Origin of the sequence: Nostoc sp. DedSLP03 (genome assembly GCF_034530815.1) — a bacterium.
Classification (GTDB): Bacteria; Cyanobacteriota; Cyanobacteriia; order Cyanobacteriales; family Nostocaceae; genus Nostoc.
Genome location: NZ_JAVRCK010000104.1, coordinates 21917 through 29056, shown reverse-complemented (window position 1 = coordinate 29056; position 7140 = coordinate 21917). Strand labels below are relative to the sequence as shown.

Sequence of the window (7140 nt, the reverse complement as noted above, 5' to 3'; positions counted from 1 at the left end):
GGCATTGAGCCGAGATAGCTACATATTCGGAAATTAAGGCTGGAAACGATTATCCTGTTTAGGTTTGGTTATTTGCTACTTCTTTGTACTTAACACCGCTATAGACAACGAAAAATCAAGCCTTTTCAGCCACTATTTCCGTTTTCGTTCTTATCTCGGCTCTATGCCCAGTAGAGTAGATGCTACTAACTACTGAGCTAGTTGATTCGGAGCAATCAGCAACTCAAATTCTCCGTTGGTATACGTATCGCTGGCGGGTTGAGGAGTATCATAAAATTCTCAAATCAGGTTGCCAAGCCGAAAGCTATCGTATGTCTGGTGAAAGTATGTCAACGATGCTGGGATTCTTAACTGTAATTGCCGTGCAGCTATTACGAATGACGTATTTGCATGGTAACTGCCCACACCTTGATGCTAGTGTGGTGTTAACAAAAGTACAAATGGATGTACTGATAGCTAGTAGCCCACCTAAACTGAAAAAAGATATCAAATTTACTGTTGATTGGGCTATTGGCGCTATCGCTCGCTTGGGAGGATACTTAGAACACAGGAAAAACAGCGCCATCGGTATACAAGTTTTATGGAGAGGTTGGTTGGAGCTAGAAACCTTGTGCCAAGGTTGGCTATTACACCAAAATCTTAAATAATGTGTTTCAAACGGTAAAACCAACCTGATTTAATTAGAAAATAATTCGCGTCTAATATCCGCGAACCAATTCCTCTTTTCCACATCCCGTGAAAAGTCAGTATGGCAGATAACTTATCACCAATGGATGGCTATAATGACTTTTTACGAGAGTTAAAAGAACGCATACGCAACGCCCAAGTAAGAGCAGTTTTGTCTGTTAACAGTAAGTTAGTGTTACTTTATTGGCAAATCGGGCGCGAAATTCTCATCAGACAGCAGCAGCACGGATGCTCATTTCACCCCAATCAATAGGTTATTTTGTTTGCGAAGCCAACTTAAAATCTTAAGCATTACTCTTTGATTGAGATGAATATTATTATGATTAGTCTCACTATAATCCGCATAAGAATTACAGTGCTTATATCTTTCAAGAGTACACGTTTCTATAAATAGAGGCATATTCACGCTACTCTCAGTTACAATTCCATCATTTTCTTCGTTTCCAATCAGTTTCTGAATTATGTCATTAGTAACTTTATTCTTGAACTCACTTTTATAAAAATCGAGGAATTTTTTTCCACCAGATACAGATAAAATTGATGGGAGTTCACAAGCTTGACACCAATCACTATTCAATATGTCAATAATAGATTGATTTTCATTTTCATCAATTTTACAAAGTTCTTTCGTGGCAATACATCCAGCTACGCTTAGTTTTGGAAATGCTCCAGATAACATTTCTCCAGCATCTATCAAATATTTTATGAAATCTTTCTTGTTTTGGAAGACTCCATTATTGGGTGTACCTAACATAACTATGCCACGTACAAATTTCTTTGCATCATTGTCTATAGTAAATCCTCTAGCTACAAGCCCGCCCATGCTATGTGCGATAAGGAATACTTTTTTACGACTTATTTCTCCTCTGGTAAGTTTATCATAACTTTTAAGAATATCTTTTAAAGTATTTACAGCGGCTAATATGCCACGAGGAGAATTATAATTAAAGAAGAAAACTTGATAACCTTCACGCTCAAGAAAAGGTGCTAATTCTTCACCCATGTAATCTCCGTGACTTGTAAAGCCATGTATTAAAATTACAAGCTGTTTATCATTTAAAAAATCTTGAGTCTTTGCCTTTGGGTAAGGTTTATTTTTCTCTTCAAAGGTTATAAGTTCATCTCCTCTCTCTCTTATCTGTTGTATTTTGTCTTCGTACATATTATTGATTCTCCCTACAGTCAACAGCAAATAGAATAACCTGGGTTGAAAAAGATGGAATATTTTCAGTGGGTAGCTCTTGTTCATCAGGGTCTAGAAGAACAAGAATATCTTCAATGACCACTTCTAAAGATTCATTGACTAATGAAAGATTTGTAACTATTGAACGTACTGCTTTACTTGGATAAAATCCCATAATGGCAATGTACGGTAAACTGTCTTGTCTTTCATCTGGTGACAACGTTAAATCAAGGTTAATAACTATAGGCTCTGCTTTCTCAATATTTATCTCAATGAAAGATTCAACATTAGGAGCAGCCTTAAATGTTTTAGATATTGGTTTATAGTTTGAGCAAATACGAAATGACCAATCATCTTCATCTTGCAGTTTATTCAATTCTTGTATCTTTAAATCTAAATTTTGGATGAGAGTTAAATTTTTAAGAGAATCACTATCCCACAGCCAAGTTAATAATTTTGCTCCTGCAAGTAGAATAGGTGCAATAGCTGGAAGAGCCTTGGTTGCTGTAGCTGCTCCAGTAGCCACCTTTACAACTTTTTCAAACTCAGGACTCCCCTCTATTCTTTCTCTTACCTGTGGTTTATGTCTTTCATCAAGTAAAATCGGTTCTGCTTCTGAACTAGACGAGACTTCTTGACTATTAGTATCTTGTGGTATTACACGTGGTGCAGTTCCTAAAACTATTGACGGTAAGGCTTGGTCTGAAATTCTCTTAAGAACTGTTGTGTAAAGTTCATTCAGCCAAGGTTTATCGTCAGGTGTTAGCAAAGGTTTACGTCCTTTTGGGTTATTAGCCACTGCAACAGAAGGTATCTGTTGAGCAATGTCAGTATTTATATATCTTGCAATTTCTTCTTGAATCAGCTTTGTTCTTTCAGTGAGATAGTTGTTGTAATCCTTGCGGTCAACTTTATCAGCATAAGTGAACACAATAATAGCTTTTTGCCAACCTTGTTCACCAAATGCTGATGAGATAGCTTTAATGGTATTTTTTTCATCATCTCTAACTCGGCTTTCTCCTAATATAGTGATAAACCACATACTATCAGATTCTGGAACTGCTGACTTTATAAAACTTATGTACTCTTGATCTTTTTCATTATTATCAGCTAACCCAGGTGTATCGAAAACAGTATAAGGAAGAATACCTTCAATCTTAGATTTGTACTCTTCTATGCTCTTTGTAACTGGTCGAAATTTTCCAACTTCAGCCACCTTTTCTCCCATAAGTGTGTTGATAGTACTTGACTTACCAACACCTGTTCGTCCAACTAAAAGAAATGTAAAATTTCTTGTACTAGCTTTATCTAACAATAATTTGACTTCAGGAATTAGTTGTTTTGGTTCTTCAAAACTTCGCTCTTTTAACTGTGTCATTTTTCCCTATAAGTAGCAGTAGATGAATTTATTAAGCGTCTTATTAACTTATAACGAACGTATTCACATTAATTCATTTAACGCCTACGCCACCAGCTGATGAATAAACTTGTTGCTGCACCTATAGCTCCACCAACAACAATTCCTGGTAGTCCAAAAACGCTTCCTCCTCTGAATCCTACTATTGCACCAGCAGTCACAAAGGCTGTAATTCCTGCAAAATCATTACTTTTCTCTAATTTTTCTTGTATCTCTTGTTGCTGCTTTTTATTAAGGAAAATCGGTTCTGCTTCTGAACTAGACGAGACTTCTTGACTATTAGTATCTTGTGGTATGACACGTGATGCAGTTGCTAAAACTATTGACGGTAAGGCTCGGTCTGAAATTCTCTTAATAACTGTTGTGTAGAGTTCATTCAGCCAAGGTTTATCGTCAGGTGTTGGCAAAGGTTTACGTCCTCTTGGGTTATTAGCCACTGCAACAGAAGGTATCTGTTGAGCGATGTCAGTATTTTTTATAGAAATTGCAATTTCTTCTTGAATTAGCTTCGTTCTTTCAAGAAAATATTCGTTGTACTCGTCGGCGTCAACTTTATCAGCATAAGTGAATACAATTACGGCTTTTTCCCAAGCTTGCTTACCAAATGCTGATGAGATAGTGTTAATGGTTTTTCTTTCATCATCTCTAACTCGGTTTTCTCCTAATATAGTGACAAACCATATGCTATCAGGTTCTGGAATTGCTGATTTTATAGAATTTATGTACTCTTGTTCATTTTCACTAGTATCAGCTAAACCAGGTGTATCGACGACTGTATAAGGAATACCTTCAATCTTAGATTTGTACTCTTCTATACTCTTTGTAACTGGTCGAAATTTTCCAACTTCAGCTAACTTTTGTCCCATAAGTGTATTGATAGTACTTGACTTACCAACACCTGTTCGTCCAACTAAAAGGAATGTAAGATTTCTTTTACGAGCTTCATTAAACAAGTATTGGACTTTAGCAATTAATTGTTTTAATTCTTCAGAAGTTGGCTGATTATCTTGTATCATTTTTAACCTGTTAATAGCAAAAGATGAAGTTGTTAAGTAGCTACAAGTTTAGAAATGTTGATTCCCTAAGAAATACCATTTAAAAATTTGAAATTTAGTTCAAGGCATACTATACTTGTTCGCGCTTGCCCTCTTCTAGCGCCTTCTGGATGGCTTGGCAACAAAATTCGCCTAGTGATTAGAGTCAATGGGCGGTATTACCTGCCGCACCTCTCTGTTCAATCTGGGCGTGCAAGTAGGGAGGTAGCCAGCGAGTTACCAGTATTGGCACTTTTCCAATTGCAGGTTTTTGGTTATATCTCGGCTCGATACCCTACTGGCACTCCTATTGTCTGTAAAAAACTAAGCAATGCTAAAGAAGTAGTCATCAGACCTACAACTGCCGTAATCAAACCGAGTGCTGTAGTCCAAAAGTCCTTATTATCGCTCATTTGATAACCTCCTTTTAGCTGGTTTATTGTAAATACAAATATGTTAGAACATATTCGGCATTGAGCCGAGATAGCTACATATTCGGAAATTAAGGCTGGAAACGATTATCCTGTTTAGGTTTGGTTATTTGCTACTTCTTTGTACTTAACACCGCTATAGACAACGAAAAATCAAGCCTTTTCAGCCACTATTTCCGTTTTCGTTCTTATCTCGGCTCTATGCCTAAATGTCTTGAGTTTGCAGCGTACAGCATTCACGAATTCGGCAAGCGGTAAAGAGACAGATACCAAACAAAGTACGTGAACGGTCATTTGTTAATTCCACAGCAAAAATTTGCTGTATCTCTTGCTGTGTTAGAATTCTAGCCCGTCCATGCCTATTTACTTTCATCAGTAGACTGTTGATCTGCGATCCATAGCCTACAGCGATTTGATACCAAATTTTAGAGTTTCAAGAATGTTTTCTTAGTGTCATTTAGTAATACTCAATTAGTCCCAAAGATCGAGTTAGCAACGATCGCTAACTGGGCGCGATTCCTGCAATCGAGGCGACTTAGCAAATGCGTTACATGAGTCTTGACAGTGCCTTCAGTAACCACTAACTGCTCTGCAATTTCTCGATTTGTAGCTCCACTGGCAATCCACTGCAAGACCTGCTGCTCCCGCTTCGTCAGCTTCTCCAATTCTGTCGAAGCGGTTGGTTTAGTAATGCCCAAAGGATTCTTCATCAGTTTTTCTAACAGCCCTGGAGCCAACTGAGCATAGCCCTGACACGCCAGCCGAATTGCTAGCACTAACTCGTCTGCGGGCATATCTTTCAGCAGATAGCCTTTCGCACCAGCCCGGATCGACTCGGCAATATACTGGTCATCGTCAAACGTGCTGAGTACCAGCACTTTCACATTGGGAAATCGTTCGCAAATGATTCGTGTTGCAGCTCTGCCATCCATCAATGGCATTCGCACATCCATTAGCACCAAATCAGGCTGGAGGACTGCCACCTGCTCTATCGCCATCTCACCATTGCTACCAATCCCCACTACTTGCAAATCTGGCTGCAACTCCAGCATTGTTTTCAGTCCTTGGCAAATCAGGCTTTGATCGTCCACAATCAACACACGAATCATAAATCAACTAGCTAGACGACACTTCTGGCACAGTAATTGTCAAAGGTACTTCCACCCCAATTCGACAGCCCTTTCCTAGTTCTGTCTCCAGGGTGAATGTGCCCCCCAGTGCAGCGATTCGCTCCTGCATACCTTGCAGTCCAAATCCTGTCCCAATGGAGCTACCCCGATCAAACCCACATCCATTGTCTACAACACTCAGCCGGACGATTTCGGATGTTGTCTCAATTTCTACTGTCACTGCTGTTGCCTGAGCATACTTGTAAATATTGGTCAGCGCCTCTTGAACAATTCGGTATAGTGCGTTCACGATCGCAGCAGACACTGCTATATTACCTATTCCTGCTGTTTGTCCTATTATGTGCATTTGCGTTTCAATACCACTTCCTTGGCGAAAATCATCTACTACAGCAGCGATCGTCTCACTCAAAGACTGCTCTGCTCGATTTTCTTCGCGTAATGACTGCACCGATTTTCGCACTTCTTGCATGGCAGTCACACCCAACCGTCGAGCCTGCTGTAAAAAGAGTTCTGCCCGGTCTGGCTGCTGTTGCCAGAGCATCACTGCCGTTTGTAGCTGCACATTCAACGCTGTCAGCACGTGTCCTAAAGAATCATGAATATCCCGAGCAATCCGATTCCGCTCCAGTGCAGTTGCCAACTCTTCTGCTTGAAAGGCATACTGCCGAAGTTGCTGATGTGCTCTCGCCAGATTGTCTTGCGCCTGGCGTTCAGACAACAGTGTATTGACCAACATTAGCACTAGGAACAGCCCCAACCCAAACATCAATGTTTCGGCAACCAGATGCATCCAAAACTGCTCTTCCAGTCTGGGCACGAGCGTTGTCATGTTATGCACGTAGATGGTCTGATGCGTCAAAAACAACACTAGCGACAGCCCTCCAACTACCCAGCGTCCGATCGTGCCGAACAAGAAGCAACTCCGAATAAAAACAATCAGGTACAGCGTCGGCAAAATGTGGAGATATCCCAATGTTGTTCCATAGAAAATTAAACCAATTTGGGCAGATGTATAGAGGATTTTGACGGGCGATTTGTCCGTTGGTAGCACCCACCCCATGACGCAAAACAACACCAATATGGAAATATGCTGGAGGGGCAACCGTCGTCCAGCAATCGCTTCTAATACGGCTAAGGAACCGCAGCTTGCCAGCATCACCCACTCGGTATACATCAGAAAGGGGAATGGATTGGGCTGAAATTTGAGCAAAGATAGCATAAAATAATCGCCACACAATAATTTTATTCAAAAATACTG

Annotated in this window: 8 protein-coding genes; 2 read left to right on the top strand and 6 right to left on the bottom strand. The window is 39.9% G+C overall.

The annotated features are described in order from the left end of the window. Nucleotides 1-179 precede the first annotated feature (179 nt). On the top strand, nt 180-647 hold the full coding sequence (locus tag RM368_RS32655; RefSeq protein WP_322697904.1) for a transposase: 468 nt from the start codon (nt 180-182) through the stop codon (nt 645-647). 101 nt (nt 648-748) lie between these two features. Further along, nucleotides 749-940: a DUF1016 N-terminal domain-containing protein gene (locus RM368_RS32650; protein WP_322697903.1), complete on the top strand. Its 192-nt coding sequence runs from the start codon at nt 749-751 to the stop codon at nt 938-940. Here RM368_RS32650 and RM368_RS32645 read toward each other — a convergent pair. The 6 genes from RM368_RS32645 to RM368_RS32620 all read right to left on the bottom strand — a co-directional run bounded on the left by RM368_RS32645 (nt 920) and on the right by RM368_RS32620 (nt 7101). Next, entirely contained in the window at nt 920-1849 is a 930-nt protein-coding gene (locus tag RM368_RS32645) for an esterase/lipase family protein (protein ID WP_322697902.1), read from the bottom strand. The genes RM368_RS32650 and RM368_RS32645 overlap by 21 nt on opposite strands. A gap of 1 nt (nt 1850) precedes the next feature. Beyond that, nucleotides 1851-3248: a GTPase gene (locus tag RM368_RS32640; protein ID WP_322697901.1), complete on the bottom strand. Its 1398-nt coding sequence runs from the start codon at nt 3246-3248 to the stop codon at nt 1851-1853. Nucleotides 3249-3325: 77 nt separating this feature from the next. Continuing rightward, entirely contained in the window at nt 3326-4303 is a 978-nt protein-coding gene (locus tag RM368_RS32635; RefSeq protein WP_322697900.1) for a GTPase, read from the bottom strand. 293 nt (nt 4304-4596) lie between these two features. Further along, on the bottom strand, nt 4597-4734 hold the full coding sequence (locus RM368_RS32630) for a hypothetical protein (protein WP_322697899.1): 138 nt from the start codon (nt 4732-4734) through the stop codon (nt 4597-4599). Between the two features lie 485 nt (nt 4735-5219). Further along, entirely contained in the window at nt 5220-5861 is a 642-nt protein-coding gene (locus RM368_RS32625) for a response regulator transcription factor (RefSeq protein WP_322697898.1), read from the bottom strand. A 7-nt stretch (nt 5862-5868) separates the two neighbouring features. Further along, nucleotides 5869-7101, bottom strand: a complete 1233-nt coding sequence (locus tag RM368_RS32620) for a sensor histidine kinase (protein ID WP_322697897.1) — start codon at nt 7099-7101, stop codon at nt 5869-5871. Nucleotides 7102-7140 lie beyond the last annotated feature (39 nt).

Coding starts and splice junctions, on each gene's coding strand:
- RM368_RS32655 (WP_322697904.1), top strand. CDS start 180: ATGCTACTAACTACTGAGCTAGTTGATTCGGAGCAATCAGCAACTCAA.
- RM368_RS32650 (WP_322697903.1), top strand. CDS start 749: ATGGCAGATAACTTATCACCAATGGATGGCTATAATGACTTTTTACGA.
- RM368_RS32645 (WP_322697902.1), bottom strand. CDS start 1,849: ATGTACGAAGACAAAATACAACAGATAAGAGAGAGAGGAGATGAACTT.
- RM368_RS32640 (WP_322697901.1), bottom strand. CDS start 3,248: ATGACACAGTTAAAAGAGCGAAGTTTTGAAGAACCAAAACAACTAATT.
- RM368_RS32635 (WP_322697900.1), bottom strand. CDS start 4,303: ATGATACAAGATAATCAGCCAACTTCTGAAGAATTAAAACAATTAATT.
- RM368_RS32630 (WP_322697899.1), bottom strand. CDS start 4,734: ATGAGCGATAATAAGGACTTTTGGACTACAGCACTCGGTTTGATTACG.
- RM368_RS32625 (WP_322697898.1), bottom strand. CDS start 5,861: ATGATTCGTGTGTTGATTGTGGACGATCAAAGCCTGATTTGCCAAGGA.
- RM368_RS32620 (WP_322697897.1), bottom strand. CDS start 7,101: ATGCTATCTTTGCTCAAATTTCAGCCCAATCCATTCCCCTTTCTGATG.